The sequence below is a fragment of the Pseudomonas sp. PSPC2-3 genome (assembly GCF_049898265.1).
In the GTDB taxonomy this organism is placed as follows: domain Bacteria; phylum Pseudomonadota; class Gammaproteobacteria; order Pseudomonadales; family Pseudomonadaceae; genus Aquipseudomonas; species Aquipseudomonas veronii.
Genome location: NZ_JAFCXJ010000008.1, coordinates 102,900 through 119,431 on the forward strand (window position 1 = coordinate 102,900; position 16,532 = coordinate 119,431).

Here is a 16,532-nt window from a genome sequence, read left to right on the forward strand (position 1 = left end):
GTGATATGTGCAAGGCTTACAAAACGGCCGTTATCTTATAGCAAAACGGCGGCCAGAGGCCGCCGTTTAGTGCATTGCACACGTTTTTACAGCGCGGTGGCCGGCTCTGCCTTCGGCGCCGGTTTCGGCAGCGACGACAGGAACGCCATGATCAACGCCGCCACATACGGCAGCGACTGCACCAGCAGCATCACCACCCAGAAGCGCATGTCGGCGCTCGGCAGGCCCTGCACCAGGTAGATCCCCAGCGCCGCGCCCCACAACAGCAGCATGATGAACATCTCTTCGCGGGCTTCGGAAATCGCTACCCAGAACCCGTGGTTATCCGCGTTTTTCGGTGTGCGAAAGAACGGAATGCTGGTGGTGAAGAAGCCATACAGCACCGCTTTGGCGATGGTGTGGGACAACGCCAGGCCGGCCAGCGCCGCACAGAACGCATCCTTGAGGTTAACCCCCACGGCACGACGGTACAGGAAGATGATCTTGCCCACCTTGAACACGAACAACGCCAACGGCGGGATCGCGAAAATCAGCAACGGCGGGTCGACCCGGGTCGGCACGATGATCATCGCCGCCGACCACAACAGCGCGCCGACGGTGAAGAAGATGTTCATGCCATCCGCGACCCACGGCAACCAGCCCGCGAGGAAGTGGTAGCGCTGGCCACGGGTCAGCTCGGTGTCCTTGCCGCGCAGCAGGCTGGCGGTGTGACGCTTGATGATCTGGATCGCGCCATAGGCCCAGCGGAAACGCTGTTTCTTGAAGTCGATGAAGGTGTCGGGCATCAGGCCCTTGCCGTAGCTTTCGTGGTAATACGCGGCCGACAGGCCTTTCTCGAACACGCGCAGGCCGAGTTCGGCGTCTTCGCAGATGCACCAGTCGGCCCAGCCCAGCTCTTCGAGCACCGAGCGACGGGTCATGGTCATGGTGCCGTGCTGGATGATCGCGTCGCGGTCGTTGCGGGTGACCATGCCGATATGGAAGAAGCCTTTGTATTCGGCGTAGCAGAGCTTCTTGAAGGTGCTTTCGTTCTGGTCGCGATAATCCTGCGGCGACTGCACCACGGCGATTTTCGGGTCGGCGAAGTGCGGCACCATGTGCTTGAGCCAGTTCGGCGACACGCAGTAGTCCGAGTCGATCACCGCGATCACTTCGGCATCCTTGGCGGTGTGCGGGATCAGGTAGTTCAACGCGCCGCCCTTGAAACCGGCCAGGGGCGCGACGTGGAAGAACTTGAAGCGCGGGCCCAGGGTTGCGCAGTAGTCGCGCACCGGTTCCCACACCGCCGGGTCCTTGGTGTTGTTGTCGATGATCAGGACTTCGTAGTCCGGGTAGTCGAGGGCGGCCAGGGCATCGAGGGTCTGTTTGACCATCTCTGGCGGCTCGTTGTAGCACGGCACATGGATCGACACTTTCGGGCGGTAGTCCGAGTCCCCCACGACCGGCAGGAATTCACGCCGACGCTTGTGAGTCCAGACCGCTTCCGCCAGTTCATGGGCTTCGGCCAGCAGCACGATAAACACGCCCAGGGCGCCGAGCGCCAGGAGGAAGCCGACCGTCAGGCTGAACCAGGTGCTGTATTGCTGGCTGTAGTCGTAGCCGATCCACACCAGCACCGAACCGCACAGGAACGCGATAAAGGTCAGGAAGGTCCGCCCGCGTTGGCGCAGGGCCGAGCCGTCGATCATCAGCAGGGTCAACGACAGCAGTGCAAGCACCACCGAACCGATGGCCAGCACGCGCCATTGCGGGATCGCGACCACCGGTCCTTCGAAGTTGAATTTCTGCTGACGCGCGGCGTTGTACACGCCCCAGTAGGCGCCGACCGAGCCTTCGTCGCTGGCTTTCCACGGTTGGTCGAAGGCCTCGATCACGAAGTAGTTGAAGCCCTGGCGGTTCAGCTTGTTCACCAGCGTGCGCAGGTAAATTGCCTGGTCGGCGGGAGACGCATCAGCACCGCCACGCATGCGGCCGTTGCTCGGCCAGCCGACTTCCGACAGCAGCAGCGGCTTTTTCGGGAAGGTCTTCTTCAGATCCCGTGCGCGGTCGAGTACGAATTGGCCCGCCTGGTCCACCGGAATATGTTCCCAGTACGGCAGGATGTGCGCGGCGATCAAGTCGACGTGCTTGGCCAGTTGTGGGTTGTGCTCCCAGATGTGCCATTGCTCGGAGGTGGTCACCGGCACCTTGACGGCCGCGCGCACGCGATCCAGCAACACGATCAGTGCTTCGGGGGTGATCTCTTTACGGAACAACGCTTCGTTGCCGACCACCACGCGCACGACGCTGCGCGAGCTGTTGGCGATCTCGATGGCGCGCTGGATCTCGCGTTCGTTGCGTTCCAGGTCCGGGCTGATCCAGATCCCCAGGGTGACGCGCAGGCCGAACTCTTCCGCCAGCTTGGGGATGTCTTCCAGAGTGCCGTCGACCGAGTAGGTCCGGATGTTGTCCGTCAACTTGCTCATGATCTCCAGATCGCGACGCATCTGGTCGTCGGTCGGGTACTGGTCTTTCTGTGGGTACTGGCCTTGTTGAAACGGCGAGTAGGAAAAACCGGAGATCTGTTCAGGCCAGTTGGGGGCAGTGACCGGGCGGTTGATCAGCGCCCAGAAGCCGGTGAACAGCGCGGCAATTGCCAGCACCACCACCAGGTTGAGTCCAAATTTACGCGATGACATGGCTATTTCGGGTTCCAAAAGGTGTGGAACGAAAAGAGGTGTCGGCCTACGCCGAACGGCGCGCATCCTACACCGGCCCTTCCCTGAGCGTACAGCAGACTGAGAAAAGCCGGACGTTAGTCCGCGAATCTCCAGCTAAGTTCTTTACTTGTATCGCGAAGTTTCGAACTTGTCCTGGCAAAGCCCTATAATGCGCGCCGGTTTTTGGGGTAATGGTCATGAGTACAGAAGATCCGCGGTTTGCAGGCGTCGCCCGTTTGTATGGCATTGAAGGCCTGGAGCGCTTGAAAGCGGCCCATGTGGCGATCGTCGGCGTCGGCGGCGTAGGCTCATGGGCGGCGGAAGCCATCGCCCGTTGTGGGGTGGGCGAGATCTCGTTGTTTGATTTGGATGATGTCTGCGTCAGCAACAGCAACCGTCAGTTGCATGCCCTCGACAGCACCGTGGGCAAACCCAAGGTCGAGGTGATGGCTGAGCGCCTGCGCGGCATCAACCCGGACTGCACGGTGCATGCCGTGGCGGATTTCGTGACCCGCGAGACCATGGCCGAGTACATCACCCCCAACATCGACTGCGTGATCGACTGCATCGACGCCGTCAACGCCAAGGCGGCACTGATCGCCTGGTGCAAGCGCCGCAAGATCCAGATCATCACCACCGGCGGCGCTGGCGGGCAGATCGACCCGACGTTGATCCAGGTCTGCGACCTGAACCGCACCTTCAACGATCCGCTGGCCTCGAAAGTGCGCTCCACCCTGCGCCGTGACTATGGCTTCTCGCGCACGGTGACCCGCCATTACAGCGTGCCGTGTGTGTTTTCCACCGAGCAACTGCGCTATCCGAAGCCGGACGGCAGCATCTGCTTGCAGAAGAGTTTTGTCGGCGACGGGGTAAAGCTGGACTGCGCCGGCGGGTTTGGCGCGGTGATGATGGTGACGGCCACCTTCGGCATGGTGGCGGCGACCAAGGCGGTGGACAAGATTGTGGCCGGGGTGCGCCGGCCTTCCGAGCGGGTCAAACCTTCTTAAACCTCAAGGCCTTGCACCATTCAAATGTGGGAGGGGGCTTGCTCCCGATAGCAGAGTGCCAGTCACTGAATACATTGACTGAACCACCGCTATCGGGGGCAAGCCCCCTCCCACATTGGGTTTTATGTACGGCTTAGTTCGCGCATGCGCTGCAGCACGGCGTTCAGGCCATTGCTGCGCGACGGCGACAACTGGCGGGACAGCCCCAGTTGATTGAACCAGTCCGGCAAGTCGACCGCCTGCAACTCGGCGGCCGACAGCCCGTTGACCCGCGCCAGCAGCAACGCCACCAGCCCACGGATCATGCGCGCTTCGCTGCTGGCGGCGAACTGCCAGTGGCCGTCGGATAAACGCCCGACCAGCCATACCAGGCTCTCGCAGCCCTGCACCAGATTGGCCTCGACCTTGTCTTCGTCCGCCAGCGGCGGCAGCCGTTCGCCCCATTGCATCAGCAGGCGCGCGCGTTGCTCCCAACTGCCCACTGCCTGAAACGACTCAAGCGCGCCGACAGCCTCGGCCGGCAGGCTCATCGCAGCATATCCAGGGCCTGGTCCAGCGCTTCGAAGAATCGCTCCAGATCATCGGAATTGTTGTACAGCGCCAGGGACACGCGAATCGCTCCCGACAAGTGCATCGCCTTGAGCAGCGGCATTGCGCAATGATGGCCGGCGCGCACGGCAATGCCCTGTTCGGTCAGCAAGTGCGCAAGATCGGCGTTATGCACGCCTTCCACCACAAAACTGACCAACGCCACCTGCGGCGCGCCCAGTACGCGCACGCCATTGCGCGCTTTCAGCCCGCGCAACAGGTACTCGTGCAGGGCGGCTTCGTGGGCGATGAGCGCCGGTTGATCCAGTGAATTGAGGTAATCCAGGCTGGCGCCCAGGCCGATCACGCTGGCAATCGGTGGGGTGCCGGCCTCGAACCCCAGCGGCGCGGGGCGGAAGCTGGCGCTGTGGTAATCGGCCTGTTGCACCATTTCGCCGCCGAACTGCCAGTGGCGCAGCTGTTGCAGGGCTTGGGTGCGGCCGTACAGCACGCCGACGCCGTCCGGGCCGTAGAGTTTGTGGCTGGAAAATACGTAGAAGTCGCAGCCCAGCGCTTGTACGTCGTGGCGGCCATGGACGATGCCCTGGGCGCCATCGACCACGGTCAGCGCGCCCTCGGCCTTGGCCATGGCCAGCAAGGGTTCCAGCGGCTGCCAGGTGCCCAGCACGTTGGACAGTTGGCTCACCGCCAGCAGGCGCGTGCGCGGGCCGATCAGCGTGGCGGCGGCCTGAAGGTCGATCATACCGTCGTCGCCAACCGGCAGGATCACCAGTTCCAGCGCGCGACGTTTGGCCAGTTGCTGCCAGGGCAGCAGGTTGGCGTGGTGTTCCAGGGCGCTGATGACTAGTTCATCGCCCGCATTGAATAAGTGCTCGAGGCCGTAGGCCAAGAGGTTCAGCGCCGACGTCGCGCCATGAGTGAAGACGATGTGCCCGCTGTCTCCTGCATTCAACCACTGCGCGACCTTGTTGCGACTGTCCTCGAAAGCCTGGGTCGCGTGGGCGCCCGGCAAATGCTGGGCACGGTGAACGTTGGCGGCGCCATTGGCGTAGTAATGGCTGATCGCGTCCAACAGGGCTTGAGGTTTTTGCGCGGTGGCGGCGCTGTCCAGATAGGTCTGGTCTTGCCGTTGCAGGGCGGCGATGGCCGGAAAGTCGACGCGCCAGGGAGAGGGCACAAGCATGGTGTTCAAGACTCGTATAAACGGGCCCCAGGATCGGGGCCCGCGAGTGGCATCGAGTCGCTGCTTAGTTGTGAGCGTGCAGCGCTTCGTTCAGTTCGATGGCCGACTTGTGGGTTTTGCACTCCACGGCACCGGTCTCGGAGTTACGGCGGAACAGCAGGTCTGGCTGGCCGGCCAGCTCGCGCGCCTTGACCACTTTAACCAACTGGTTGCGCTCGTCGAGCAGGGCAACCTTGGTCCCGGCGGTGACATACAGGCCCGATTCCACGGTGTTGCGGTCGCCCAGCGGGATACCGATACCGGCGTTGGCGCCGATCAGGCAGCCTTCGCCGACCTTGATCACGATGTTGCCGCCACCCGACAGGGTGCCCATGGTGGAGCAACCGCCGCCCAGGTCCGAACCCTTGCCGACAAATACGCCGGCCGAGACACGGCCTTCGATCATGCCCGGGCCTTCGGTGCCAGCGTTGAAGTTGACGAAACCTTCGTGCATCACGGTGGTGCCTTCGCCCACGTAGGCGCCCAGGCGGATACGCGCCGCGTCAGCGATACGCACGCCGCTGGGTACGACGTAATCGGTCATTTTCGGGAACTTGTCCACCGAGAACACTTCCAGCAGCTCGCCACGCAGGCGCGCTTCGAGTTGGCGTTCGGCCAGCTCATTGATGTCGATCGCGCCCTGGCTGGTCCAGGCCACGTTCGGCAGTTGCGCGAATACACCGGCCAGGCTCAGACCGTGGGGCTTGACCAGGCGGTGGGACAGCAGGTGCAGCTTGAGGTAGGCCTCAGGCGTGGAAGTCAGTGCGGCGTCTTCGGCCAGCAGGGTGGCGACCAGCGGGGTATGGCTTTCAGCCAGGCGGGTCAGCAGGGCTGCCTGGGTCGCGTCGACGCCTTTGAGCGCGTCAGCCAGTTGCAGGGCTTGGGCGACGGTGAAGGTGATCGCCTGGTTGCCTTCGCTGTAACCGAGGATCGGCGCGATGGCGGCGACGACTTCTGCCGACGGGTTGAGTACGGGTTGTGCGTAAAACACTTCCAGCCAAGCACCTTGGCGGTTCTGAGTGCCGACGCCGAAGCCCAGGCTGAACAGGGAATTGGACATGCTGTTACCTCTACAAAAATGGGATGGCCGGCCTACTTGAGGGCTGCCGAATAAGTATCTGGCTTGAAGCCAATCAGGGTTCTGTCTCCGAGATCAAGCACCGGGCGCTTGATCATCGAGGGTTGTGCGAGCATCAATTCAATGGCTTTCGACTGATCGAGATCGGCTTTGCGTTCGTCTTCGAGTTTGCGAAAGGTGGTGCCCGCACGGTTCAAAACCACCTGCCAACCGTGCTCGTTGCACCATTGGGTCAAGTGTTCGCGGTCGATACCGACGGTTTTGTAGTCATGGAACTCGTAGCTCACGCCGTGCTCGTCGAGCCAGGTGCGGGCTTTTTTCATGGTGTCGCAGGCTTTGATGCCGAAAAGGTGCAAGGTTTTACTTGATACGGTCAAGGAATTGCCCCCCTTTGGACCAATGAAGATGAAAGGTCTGGGATTATGCCACGACCAGCGGGTTTGGGTGCCGCTCGTCTCTAGCGTGGATTGCCCCGTGCGACTATTGTGCGAAAGCCATCGCGCAGCATAGGCGGCTAATATGGCACTTCAATGGTGAGTTGTTGCCTGATGTGTGTCGTTGCAAGTCGATTGTCCGGGAAAACCGCGTTATGCAAACCGCCTACACCGTTCTTATCTTGCTGATGCTGGTCAGCGTTTCGCGTCTGGTATGGCGAGTCATCCCACTGCCGTTACCGCTGGTGCAGATTGCCGCCGGGGCCTTGCTGGCCTGGCCCACGCTGGGGCTGCATGTCGCGCTGGACCCGGAGTTGTTCCTGTTTCTGTTCCTGCCGCCGCTGTTGTTCTCCGATGGCTGGCGCATGCCTAAGCGTGAACTGTGGCGCCTGCGCGGGCCGATTCTGACGTTGGCGGTGGGGCTGGTGTTGTTCACCGTGGTCGGCGCCGGCTACTTCATTCATTGGTTGTTGCCTTCGATTCCATTGCCGGTGGCCTTTGCCCTGGCGGCGGTGTTGTCGCCGACGGACGCCGTGGCGGTGTCGGCCATTTCCCAGAACCGTTTACCCACGCCGTTGATGCATATGCTCCAGGGCGAAGCCTTGATGAACGATGCCTCGGGCCTGGTGACCTTCAAGTTCGCCCTGGTGGCAGCCTTGACTGGGGTGTTTTCCCTGGCGGATGCCAGCCTGACCTTTGTACTGGTGGCCATCGGCGGTCTGGCGGTCGGGATCGCGTTGAGCTGGCTGGTGGGGCGCTTGCGTGTCTGGATGATTGCGCGAGGCTGGGACGACCCGGCCACCCACGTTGTGTTCATGTTGCTGCTGCCGTTCGCCGCCTATGTTCTGGCCGAACGCCTGGGCGCATCGGGGATTCTTTCGGCCGTGGCGGCGGGCATGATGCAAAGCTGGCTGGACCTGCTGCCCCGCCAGACCAGCACGCGCTTGCTCAATCGCAGTGTGTGGTCGCTACTGGAGTTTGCCTTCAATGGCTTGATCTTCCTGCTATTGGGGTTGCAACTGCCGGACATCATCAAGGCGGTGGTGAGTCATGAAACCACGCTGTGGCCGACCCTGCTGTATCGCTGCCTGGACGTGGTCGCGATCTTCCTGGTGTTGTTGGTATTACGCTTCATCTGGGTGCAAAGCATCTGGCGTCTGTCGGGCGTGCTCCGGCGCCTGCGTGGGAAAAGCGAGCTTACCCTGGTGCCGACGGCACGTTCCTGCTGGCTGTTGACCGTGGGCGGTGTGCGCGGGGCGGTGACGTTGGCCGGTGTGATGTCGGTGCCCTTGCTGCTGGCGCCGGGCAAGGCGTTCCCGGAACGCGATCTGCTGATCTTTATCGCGGCCGGGGTGATCCTGTTGTCGCTCATCGCTGCCTGTATTGCGTTGCCGCTGCTGCTGCGCGGCATTGAAAAAAGCCCCGATGAAAAACACCACAATGAAGTGCGCGAGGCGTGGAAAAAGACCGCCGTGGCGGCGATCCATGCGCTTGAGGTCGAAGAACCCACCGAGAGCGCTCCCGCGGACGCCGCCCAGGCCGCATTGGCTACCGAACTGAAGGCGCGACTGATGTCGGAATACCGGCATCAGTTGGACGTCTTCAACGACTCCGCCGAAGCCCAGGCACTGGCGTCGCAGATGGACCAACTGGAGCGAAAGCTACGGCTCAAGGCGTTGCGGGCGCAGCGCTTGGAGTTGTATAGCCTGAGCCGTCATCACCGGATCGGGGATGACGTGTTGAGGGAGGTGTTGGACGACCTGGACATGAGTGAGGCGAACCTGGGGTCGCCGAAGTAGGCAATTGGGGGCCGCCGTGCCGCCGGCGCTGAGTATGCGTTGCCTTAAACGGTGCAGTCTGAGTCGGCATCACGAAAGCGTGGATGACGGATCACGGCGGGTATGGGCGCCGCTTGAGGGTAGGCTTTTTGGGCCCAGGCAATGTCTCCGTCACTCAGTGACCTGTTCTCGCTGTGCGCCCGCTTTCCATTGGTCTGGTCCGGGCTGACAGCGTAGTGCATGACCGAGTCAGGGTCATAAGGCAGCAAGTCATAAGCGCTGCTGCGAGTCAGCGGCAGGACGTTGTCCTCCACCTCCTGCGGGTTGGGGGTGTTGCGGTAGGTCTGGTGGATGGTTTCACGGTTCCACGGAATGTTGGCATCGGGGTGCTGGTGGGCGTGATGGGCACCGAGCATATGCCCGAATTCATGCAGGACGGTGTCTTCGAAGCGGGGCGCGTTGTGATCCATGGGCAGGCTCATGGTCGGCAGCCCGAACGGAATGTTGCGCGCATCGGTGCCTATGGATGAAGCGCCGCCGTTATCGCCCGGCGGATTCTGCGCAATACGGATATCGCCTCTCGCGCCCGAGACAAAATCAAACTTCAGGTTGATATGGGGCAGCCAACGGCTGGCGGCTTTTTTCACGGCCAGCACGTATTCGTCGTCCACCCCATACTCATACATGGCGATCGTGAGCGTAGTGTTCTGGGGCCAGTATTTGCCCGGCTCGCCGACATTGCGTCGACGTCTCGAAAGACTGTGCGTTGGCGTAGCGCTATCGCTGCTTTCGCCAGGCGACCAGTGCGTGCCAGGCTGATACGAGGCTTCGGGGGCGGGGTTTATCATTGAGCGTTTCCTGCGGCAGGTCGAGACGAGACACTGGTTGATTCGTGCCAATTACAGGAAAGTTCCCGGCGGTGTTGAGTGAATACGTGAGCCGATGTTTACCCCTGGGCCCGCTACGTCGGGTTGACCGGGGGGTACAGCATTCTGATCGTTTGCTTGTCGCCCGCGGAAAGGGTTGTGTTTTTAGGAATGGCCTGGCCGTTGCGCCTCAATGCTGCCGGAATTTCATAATGCATCACGGACTGTGGATCGTATGGGGTGATCTGCAGGCCGGGCCGGTTGTCTGGCTCAAGGATATGCTCGCGTACCATGGCTTCGTTGAAAGAGTCGCTGGTGTAGTAGTCATACACTTGGGGGCTGTCCCAATCCAGGCTGTTCTGCGGGTGTTGGTGTTCGTGCAATAACCCGAGGGCGTGGCCGAATTCGTGCAGGGCCGTACTGCGCAACTTCTTCGAGTCGTCGGTCCGGTTGAGGTGCATCGTGGGTTGATCTTCATCGATGCGCTTGGCCTCCGTGCCAATGGCGGACCAATTGCCCTTGAGCCCTTCATCGTCAGAAATACGAATATCGCCCGTCTTGCCTTCGACGATATTGAAGCGCAGGGCCGGCGTGTGGTGGGCCCACTCGCGGATAGCGTCCACCACCAGCGCTTTGCTTTTTTCGCTGCTCAGGTCGAGCGCAACGGTGACCACGCCGGCCGGCCAGCGCTTGTCGCTGTCGGCGATGCCTCTTTTGGTTCGCCCGGCGGATTCGGGAGGGGAGGTGTGGTTATTCGGGAGCGGCTCATAAGCGGGGGGAGGGGCGAGCGACGGGGTGATTAGGCTCATAGGCATTACTCGTAGGAAGTTTGCCTATTGGTGGTGAGCGAGTGAACAAGGTTCCCGCACTGTGCGACACAGTGCGGGATGTGGCGAGGTTACTTCCTGCGTTGAATGAAATCGCGAATGCGCTCAGCCGCTTCCACGCACTCCGCCAGTGGTGCAACCAATGCCATGCGAACGCGCCCGGCGCCTGGGTTGACGCCGTCCACCTCCCGCGACAGGTACGAACCGGGTACTACGGTCACGTGTTCTTGCACAAACAGATCGCGACAGAAGGCGGCGTCGTCACCCTCTACATTCGGCCACAGGTAGAAACCACCATCGGGGGCTTGTACGTCCAGCACCGGCTTGAGGATCGCCAGCACGGCGTCGAATTTTTCCCGATACAGGTCGCGGTTGGCCTGGACGTGGGCTTCGTCCTGCCAGGCGGCGATGCTTGCCAGTTGGGTTTGCACGGGCATCGCGCAGCCGTGGTAGGTGCGGTACAGCAGGAAGGCCTTGAGGATGTCGGCGTCGCCGGCCACGAAGCCGGAACGCAGGCCCGGCAGGTTGGAGCGCTTGGACAGGCTATGGAACACCACGCAGCGTTTGAAGTCCTGGCGGCCGAGTTCGACGCAGGCGCTCAACAGGCCCGGCGGCGGGCTTTGTTCGTCGAAGTACAGCTCGCTGTAGCACTCGTCGGCGGCAATCACAAAGTCATATTCGTCGGCCAGGGCGATGAGCTTTTTCAGGGTGTCGACCGGGATCAGCGCGCCGGTCGGGTTGCCGGGGGAGCACAGGAACAGGATCTGGCAGCGCTTCCAGACGTCTGGCGACACGGCGTCGAAATCCGGGTTGAAGCCATTGGCGTCCAGGCACGGCAGGTAGTGCGGCTTGGCGCCGGCCAGGAACGCCGCGCCTTCATAGATCTGGTAGAACGGGTTCGGGCTTACCACCAGCGCGTCGTCACTGCGATTGACCACGGCTTGGGTGAAGGCGAACAGTGCCTCGCGGGTGCCGTTGACCGGCAGGATGTTACGCGCCGGGTCCAGCCAGCCCTTGGGTACATTGAAGCGGCGTTCGCACCAGGCCGCGATGGCTTCGCGCAGCGCCGCAATGCCCAGGGTGGTCGGGTACACCGCCATCTGGTCGAGGTTATTGCTCAACGCCTCGGCGACGAAGGTCGGCGATTTATGCTTGGGCTCGCCGATGGACAACGCGATCGGACGTTTGTCCGGGTTCGGCGTGACGCTGCCGAGCAGGGCGCGCAATTTTTCGAACGGGTAGGGCTGCAGCTGGTTCAGGGCGTTGTTCATCGGTGGATCTCGTGCAAGGCGTTAAAAACTGGGCGGGTATCAAATCGTCAGGCGCGTCAGCTCGACCCCGGGCTCCTGGTGAACGCTCAACTGCTGGACGATTGCATCCTGCAGGCGGCGGCACAGTTCGGGGTCGGACAGCGGCTGGTTGTCGGCGTCGGTAATGAAGAACACGTCTTCCACGCGCTCGCCGAGGGTCGCAATCTTGGCGTTCTGCAACGACAGGTCGAACTCCAGGAAAATCCCGCCGATCCGCGCCAGCAGGCCCGGGCGATCCGGCGCGCTGAGTTCCAGCACCGTCACCGGGCGCTGGGCGTCGTTGGAAATGGTCACCTGGGGCGCAAACGCAAAATGCTTGAGCTGGCGTGGCACGCGGCGCTGGATGATGGTCGGGTAGTCGTCCGGGTTGCGCAACGCTTCGGTCAGGCCTTCGCGGATCTTTTTCACCCGCGCCGGGTTATCGCCGATGGACTCGCCTTCGGTGTCGAGCACGATGTAGGTGTCGAGGGTGAACTGGCTGCTGGAGGTGATGACCCGGGCGTCGTGGATGTTCAGGTTGAGCTGGTCCATGGCCGCTACGGTCACGGCGAAGAAGTCGTGCTGGTCGGGGGCGTAGATGAAGATCTGCGTGCCGCCTTCGAACTCGCGTTGGGTCGTCTCTTTGATCAGCACCAGCGGGCCGCCATCGGCCGGTTGCTGCAGGATTGCATCGCTGTGCCAGGCCACGTCGCCGGCGGTGTGGCGCAGGAAGTAATCGTCGCCCAGTTGCGACCACAATTGTTCGACGTCGTCCGGGTCGTTGCCGCCGCGCACCAGGATATCCAGGGCCGCGCTTTGGGTGCGGCGGATCTGTTCTTCGCGGTCCACCGGGTTTTCCAGGCCCCGGCGCAGGGCGCGCTTGGTCTCGGTGTAAAGCTGGCGCAACAGGCTCGCGCGCCAGGAGTTCCAGAGGGTCGGGTTGGTGGCATTGATATCGGAAACCGTCAGCACATACAGGTAGTCGAGACGGGTTTCATCGCCGACGATCCCGGCGAAGTCATGGATCACCTGCGGGTCGGACAGGTCCTTGCGCTGGGCGGTCGTCGACATCACCAGATGGTTCTGCACCAGCCAGACAATCAGGCGGCTGTCCCACAACGGCAACTGGTGACGCTGGCAGAACGCCTCGGCATCGACCGCGCCGACTTCCGAATGGTCGCCGTGGCGGCCTTTGCCGATGTCGTGGTACAGGCCGGCCAGGTAGATCAGTTCGGGTTTGGGCAGCTTGGCCATCAGCTTACTGGCCAGCGGGAATTTCTCTGACACCTGGGTGTACTGCAGCTTACGCAGGTGCTTGATCAGGTTCAGGGTGTGGGCGTCGACGGTGTAGATGTGGAACAGGTCGTGCTGCATCTGCCCGACGATAAAGCCGAACTCCGGCAGGTAACGCCCGAGGATGCCGTAGCGGTTCATCCGCCGCAGGTTGCGGTGGATGCCGATCTTGCACTTGAACAGCTCGATGAACAGGCTGGTGTTGCGGATGTCGTTGCGAAAGTCATCGTCGATCAGGTGACGGTTTTCTCGCAGCAGGCGAATCGTGTCGGCGCGCACGCCTTTGATTTCCGGCTGCTGGGCCATCAGCACGAAAATTTCCAGCATGGCAAACGGCGTGCGGCGGAACACGTTGTCGTTGCGCGCCTCGATATAGCCGTCGTGCAGCTGGAAACGCGGGTTGATCGGCTGCGGCGGCGCTTCGTCTTCCGGGGCCAGGATCACTTCTTCGAAGTGCTGGATGATCAGGTCGCTGAGCTGGGCGATGCTCATGACCACCCGGTAGTACTGCTGCATGAAACTTTCGATGCTGGTCTTCGCGTCTTCGCCCTCGAAACCCAGCAGGGTGGCGATGGAGCGCTGATGGTCGAACAGCAGACGGTCTTCGGCGCGCCCGGCGAGCATGTGCAGGGCGTAGCGCACTTTCCAGAGGAATTCCTGGGACGAGGCGAGCAGGGCGTTTTCGCTTTCCACCAGAAAGCCTTCACCGGCCAGGGCGCGCAGGTTCAGGGTGCCGTACTGGCGACGGGCGACCCACAAGATCGTCTGGATATCGCGCAAGCCCCCGGGGGAGCCTTTGACGTTGGGTTCCAGGTTGTATTCGGTGTCGTTGTACTTGTGGTGCCGGGCTTTCTGCTCGGCGCGCTTGGCCAGGAAGAACTCCTTGCTCGGCCACATGTGTGCGGTGCTGGTGACTTCGAGCATGCGTTGGCGCAGACGCTCGGGACCGGCGATGGTGCGGCTTTCCATCAGGTTGGTGATGACGGTGAGGTCGGCGCGGGCTTCTTCGCCGCATTCGGCCACCGAGCGCACGCTCTGGCCGACTTCCAGGCCGATGTCCCACAGCAGCGTCAGAAAACGCTCGATGGAATCGCGAAAGATCTCATGGTCGGCGCTGTCCAGCAGGATCAGCAGGTCGATGTCCGAGTAGGGGTGCAGCTCGCCGCGGCCGTAGCCGCCGACCGCCACCAGGGCGATATCGGCGTCTTCGCTCCAACTGAACTGTTCCCAGGCCTTTTGCAGGATGTTATCGACGAACCAGGCACGGTCCTCGATCAGCCGACGGATGTCCCGGCCGCTGCGAAAGCGCTCGTCGAGCACCTCGCGGGCCTGGCGGATAGCCTTCTTGAAGGCGGCGATAGGGCTGGCCTTCAGCGCCAGTTCGGCCTGGAACTGGCCACGGTCGAAGAGTTCGGGATCCACCTGGGGCATCGTTCGGCTTTCCTTTCTATCTATCAGTCAGTCACAACACAGTCTGGGAAAACCAGGGCAGCCGTTACGCCGAGATGCGTGGGATGGTGTCGTCCGCGCGCAGGGTGAAGATCTCGTAGCCGGTGTCGGTGACCAGCAGGGTGTGTTCCCACTGGGCGGAGAGCTTGCGGTCCTTGGTGATGGCGGTCCAGCCGTCGCCCAGCACCTTGGTGTCGGCCTTGCCCTGGTTGATCATTGGCTCGATGGTAAAGGTCATGCCGGCTTTGAGTTCCATGCCGGTGCCGGCGCGGCCGTAGTGCAGGATTTGCGGCTCTTCGTGGAACACCTTGCCGATGCCGTGGCCGCAGAACTCACGGACCACCGAGAAGCCGTTCTTTTCAGCGTGCTTCTGGATCACTTCACCGATATCGCCCAGGCGGCAGCCGGGTTTGACGATTTCAATGGCCTTGTACATGCATTCCTGGGTCACCTGGGACAGGCGCTCGGCCCAGACCGGCACGGTGCCGACATGGAACATGCGGCTGGTATCGCCGTGGTAGCCGTCTTTGATGACGGTGACGTCGATGTTCAGGGTGTCGCCGTCTTTCAGCGGTTTGTCGCCGGGAATCCCGTGGCAGACCACGTGGTTGATCGAGGTGCAGATCGACTTGGGGAAGCCCTTGTAGTTCAGCGGGGCAGGGATAGCTTTTTGCACGTCGACTATATAGTCGTGGCAAATGCGGTCCAGCGTTTCGGTGGTGACGCCGGGCTTGACGTGTTCGGCAATCATTTCCAGCACGTCGGCCGCCAGTTTGCCGGCAACGCGCATGCCGGCAATGTCTTCGGCGGTTTTCAAGGTAACGGTCATACAGGCTCTCTCTCTAGCGCGAGGCGCTGAAATCAATACGGTTTACGGGTGTGCGACAAAAGGTTGCAGAATTCGCACAAACCCTGAAAAACGCGATTCTACCAGACGCGGGCGGCAAACCATGAGCGTCTGGCCATCGGTTATCTCTATAAGGTGGGGCTATAGTGGCGCGATTCAAAGGGTTGCGCAAAAGTCGTTGGCGGCAAATGTGATTGCGGGTTTCGTTTTTTCCCTTCGTGTGGTATAAAATGCGCCGCTTTCCGGGGATACCCCGCGAAGCTTAAATCCACACACGTGTCGACACGATGACCTGGGTGCCGGAGGCCTTGATGCCGCTGGTTGGTCATTGGGATACGTGGAGGCCAAACCCGACTTATTAAGGAACTATCATGTCCCAAGTCAACATGCGCGATATGCTGAAGGCCGGTGTGCACTTCGGTCACCAGACCCGTTACTGGAACCCGAAAATGGGTAAATACATTTTCGGCGCGCGTAACAAGATCCACATCATCAACCTTGAAAAAACCCTGCCAATGTTCAACGAAGCTCTGACTTTCGTAGAGCGTCTGGCCCAGGGCAAAAACAAGATTCTGTTCGTCGGCACCAAGCGTTCCGCTGGCAAGATCGTTGCTGAAGAAGCAGCACGTTGCGGTTCGCCGTACGTCGATCACCGCTGGTTGGGCGGCATGCTCACCAACTTCAAAACCATCCGTGCTTCCATCAAGCGTCTGCGTGACCTTGAAGTGCAAGCCGAAGACGGTACTTTCGCCAAGCTGACCAAGAAAGAGGCGCTGATGCGTACTCGCGACCTGGAAAAGCTCGATCGTTCCCTGGGTGGTATCAAGGACATGGGCGGTCTGCCTGACGCACTGTTCGTTATCGACGTTGATCACGAGCGCATTGCGATCACCGAAGCCAACAAGCTGGGCATCCCTGTTATCGGCGTAGTCGATACCAACAGCAGCCCAGAAGGCGTTGACTACATCATCCCAGGCAACGATGACGCCATCCGCGCTATCCAGCTGTACATGGGTTCGATGGCTGACGCTGTCATCCGCGGTCGCAACCACGTTGCTGGTGGTACCGAGCAGTTCGCTGAAGAAGCTCCGGTAGCCGCAGCTGAGTAATTGACGCCCTGGCGTTGACTCAGTAAGCAAAAAGGGGGCTTGGCCCCCTTTTTGCCCCCTCGAAAACCATTTGTCGGCAGCGCAG

The 16,532-nt window shown here is 61.5% G+C and carries 13 protein-coding genes; 3 read left to right on the forward strand and 10 right to left on the reverse strand.

From position 1 onward, the window contains the following. Positions 1–86: 86 nt before the first annotated feature. Positions 87–2,678, reverse strand: a complete 2,592-nt coding sequence (locus tag ACP7E3_RS19095; protein ID WP_046384473.1) for a glycosyltransferase — start codon at positions 2,676–2,678, stop codon at positions 87–89. A 218-nt stretch (positions 2,679–2,896) separates the two neighbouring features. Between ACP7E3_RS19095 and tcdA the strand changes: the two genes are divergently transcribed. Beyond that, positions 2,897–3,706, forward strand: a complete 810-nt coding sequence (tcdA, locus tag ACP7E3_RS19100) for a tRNA cyclic N6-threonylcarbamoyladenosine(37) synthase TcdA (protein ID WP_371928159.1) — start codon at positions 2,897–2,899, stop codon at positions 3,704–3,706. Positions 3,707–3,828: 122 nt separating this feature from the next. Here the strand turns inward: tcdA and ACP7E3_RS19105 are convergent, their stop codons facing one another. The 4 genes from ACP7E3_RS19105 to ACP7E3_RS19120 all read right to left on the reverse strand — a co-directional run bounded on the left by ACP7E3_RS19105 (position 3,829) and on the right by ACP7E3_RS19120 (position 6,932). Further along, entirely contained in the window at positions 3,829–4,236 is a 408-nt protein-coding gene (locus ACP7E3_RS19105; protein WP_017844731.1) for a SufE family protein, read from the reverse strand. Further along, a complete protein-coding gene (locus tag ACP7E3_RS19110) occupies positions 4,233–5,438 on the reverse strand; it encodes an aminotransferase class V-fold PLP-dependent enzyme (RefSeq protein ID WP_079442985.1) in 1,206 nt (401 codons plus the stop codon). Before ACP7E3_RS19110 ends, ACP7E3_RS19105 begins: the two co-directional genes overlap by 4 nt. 64 nt (positions 5,439–5,502) lie before the next feature. Beyond that, complete coding sequence (gene dapD, locus ACP7E3_RS19115) at positions 5,503–6,537, reverse strand: 2,3,4,5-tetrahydropyridine-2,6-dicarboxylate N-succinyltransferase (protein ID WP_046490174.1); 1,035 nt, start codon at positions 6,535–6,537, stop codon at positions 5,503–5,505. Between the two features lie 32 nt (positions 6,538–6,569). Then, on the reverse strand, positions 6,570–6,932 hold the full coding sequence (locus ACP7E3_RS19120) for an ArsC family reductase (RefSeq protein ID WP_026139766.1): 363 nt from the start codon (positions 6,930–6,932) through the stop codon (positions 6,570–6,572). A 212-nt stretch (positions 6,933–7,144) separates the two neighbouring features. Here ACP7E3_RS19120 and ACP7E3_RS19125 point away from each other — a divergent pair, with 212 nt between their 5' ends. Beyond that, positions 7,145–8,788 (forward strand): Na+/H+ antiporter, encoded by a 1,644-nt coding sequence (locus ACP7E3_RS19125; RefSeq protein WP_046384470.1) that lies wholly within the window; start codon positions 7,145–7,147, stop codon positions 8,786–8,788. 44 nt (positions 8,789–8,832) lie between these two features. Here the strand turns inward: ACP7E3_RS19125 and ACP7E3_RS19130 are convergent, their stop codons facing one another. From ACP7E3_RS19130 to map, 5 genes are all read right to left on the reverse strand, one after another. Beyond that, positions 8,833–9,615, reverse strand: a complete 783-nt coding sequence (locus tag ACP7E3_RS19130; RefSeq protein WP_232566338.1) for a M12 family metallopeptidase — start codon at positions 9,613–9,615, stop codon at positions 8,833–8,835. Positions 9,616–9,728: 113 nt separating this feature from the next. Then, complete coding sequence (locus ACP7E3_RS19135) at positions 9,729–10,442, reverse strand: M12 family metallopeptidase (protein WP_108525956.1); 714 nt, start codon at positions 10,440–10,442, stop codon at positions 9,729–9,731. Between the two features lie 89 nt (positions 10,443–10,531). Next, positions 10,532–11,731, reverse strand: coding sequence for a succinyldiaminopimelate transaminase (gene dapC / locus ACP7E3_RS19140; RefSeq protein WP_046490180.1), 1,200 nt, complete (start codon positions 11,729–11,731; stop codon positions 10,532–10,534). Between the two features lie 39 nt (positions 11,732–11,770). After that, positions 11,771–14,473 (reverse strand): [protein-PII] uridylyltransferase, encoded by a 2,703-nt coding sequence (locus ACP7E3_RS19145; protein WP_046384468.1) that lies wholly within the window; start codon positions 14,471–14,473, stop codon positions 11,771–11,773. A gap of 64 nt (positions 14,474–14,537) precedes the next feature. After that, positions 14,538–15,320 (reverse strand): type I methionyl aminopeptidase, encoded by a 783-nt coding sequence (map, locus tag ACP7E3_RS19150; RefSeq protein ID WP_017844739.1) that lies wholly within the window; start codon positions 15,318–15,320, stop codon positions 14,538–14,540. 389 nt (positions 15,321–15,709) lie between these two features. On the opposite strand from map, the gene rpsB reads away from it, so the two are divergent. Next, complete coding sequence (gene rpsB, locus ACP7E3_RS19155) at positions 15,710–16,447, forward strand: 30S ribosomal protein S2 (protein ID WP_017844740.1); 738 nt, start codon at positions 15,710–15,712, stop codon at positions 16,445–16,447. Positions 16,448–16,532: the final 85 nt, after the last annotated feature.

Excerpts from the sequence above, each read along its gene's own strand:
- ACP7E3_RS19095 (WP_046384473.1), bottom strand. The coding sequence starts at position 2,678 with ATGTCATCGCGTAAATTTGGACTCAACCTGGTGGTGGTGCTGGCAATT.
- tcdA (WP_371928159.1), top strand. The coding sequence starts at position 2,897 with ATGAGTACAGAAGATCCGCGGTTTGCAGGCGTCGCCCGTTTGTATGGC.
- ACP7E3_RS19105 (WP_017844731.1), bottom strand. The coding sequence starts at position 4,236 with ATGAGCCTGCCGGCCGAGGCTGTCGGCGCGCTTGAGTCGTTTCAGGCA.
- ACP7E3_RS19110 (WP_079442985.1), bottom strand. The coding sequence starts at position 5,438 with ATGCTTGTGCCCTCTCCCTGGCGCGTCGACTTTCCGGCCATCGCCGCC.
- dapD (WP_046490174.1), bottom strand. The coding sequence starts at position 6,537 with ATGTCCAATTCCCTGTTCAGCCTGGGCTTCGGCGTCGGCACTCAGAAC.
- ACP7E3_RS19125 (WP_046384470.1), top strand. The coding sequence starts at position 7,145 with ATGCAAACCGCCTACACCGTTCTTATCTTGCTGATGCTGGTCAGCGTT.
- ACP7E3_RS19130 (WP_232566338.1), bottom strand. The coding sequence starts at position 9,615 with ATGATAAACCCCGCCCCCGAAGCCTCGTATCAGCCTGGCACGCACTGG.
- ACP7E3_RS19135 (WP_108525956.1), bottom strand. The coding sequence starts at position 10,442 with ATGAGCCTAATCACCCCGTCGCTCGCCCCTCCCCCCGCTTATGAGCCG.
- dapC (WP_046490180.1), bottom strand. The coding sequence starts at position 11,731 with ATGAACAACGCCCTGAACCAGCTGCAGCCCTACCCGTTCGAAAAATTG.
- ACP7E3_RS19145 (WP_046384468.1), bottom strand. The coding sequence starts at position 14,473 with ATGCCCCAGGTGGATCCCGAACTCTTCGACCGTGGCCAGTTCCAGGCC.
- map (WP_017844739.1), bottom strand. The coding sequence starts at position 15,320 with ATGACCGTTACCTTGAAAACCGCCGAAGACATTGCCGGCATGCGCGTT.
- rpsB (WP_017844740.1), top strand. The coding sequence starts at position 15,710 with ATGTCCCAAGTCAACATGCGCGATATGCTGAAGGCCGGTGTGCACTTC.